Source organism: Xenorhabdus sp. Sc-CR9, assembly GCF_963897815.1.
Lineage (GTDB): Bacteria > Pseudomonadota > Gammaproteobacteria > Enterobacterales > Enterobacteriaceae > Xenorhabdus.
Genome location: NZ_CAWQTY010000094.1, coordinates 1 through 805, shown reverse-complemented (window position 1 = coordinate 805; position 805 = coordinate 1). Strand labels below are relative to the sequence as shown.

Genomic DNA, 805 nt, shown 5'->3' with positions numbered 1-805 from the left:
ATGGTCAAGCAATGTGATTGCGGGGCACCAAGCCAAAGAAATAAGCTTAAAAAAGCCAGCTGGTGTGATGATTACCGCGCCCAAGTTTTCTTTGGCTGAATGTTAATCAAAGTATGCTCGTGCCCTGGTTCCCTGCCTGATTGATGGAGATATTCCCGTTTGGGATTCATTGGCGATTGTTGAATATATTGCCGAAGATTATGCTCAGGCATGGCCATCAGATAAAACGGCCAGAGCATGGGCGAGAAGTGCAGCAGCGGAAATGCATGCTGGTTTTGCTACATTACGTAATATTTGCACAATGAATTGCTTAATCCGCACAGAATTAAATGAAGTCACGCTTGAATTACAGAGTGACATTGACCGAGTTGATGCACTCTGGTCTGAAGGGTTGACTAAATTTGGCGGTGAATGGTTGGCAGGAGATCAATTTACGGCTGTTGATGCGTTTTATGCACCAGTGGTTTTCCGTGCTCAAACTTATGGATTGAAATTTTCTCCTGTTAGTCAAAGGTGGATTGATCGTATGTTGAAACTGCCGGCAATGGTGGAATGGATGGAAGCGGGGGCACAAGAACCCAAAATAACGCATTGATTCACGGTACTATTATTCACATTACTATAGTTCATTGCGTTCAAAATGCGGCCAATAAAGCTGCATCTTGAAATCCAATGGATATATACCAATCGCCATTGAAGATGCTTGATTTCTTATCCAAACCCGATCATGCTTGCAGCCATGAAAATTCATCTGACACCAGAACAAAAACGCGCCCTCGAATTGATGCACGATACGACTCGTGAT

The 805-nt window shown here is 43.6% G+C and carries 1 protein-coding gene; it reads left to right on the top strand.

Annotated features, from left to right (window positions below; translation table 11 throughout):
• The first annotated feature begins 124 nt into the window (after positions 1 to 124).
• Positions 125 to 595: a glutathione S-transferase gene (locus tag AACQ81_RS04410; protein WP_443089584.1), complete on the top strand. Its 471-nt coding sequence runs from the start codon at positions 125 to 127 to the stop codon at positions 593 to 595.
• Positions 596 to 805: the final 210 nt, after the last annotated feature.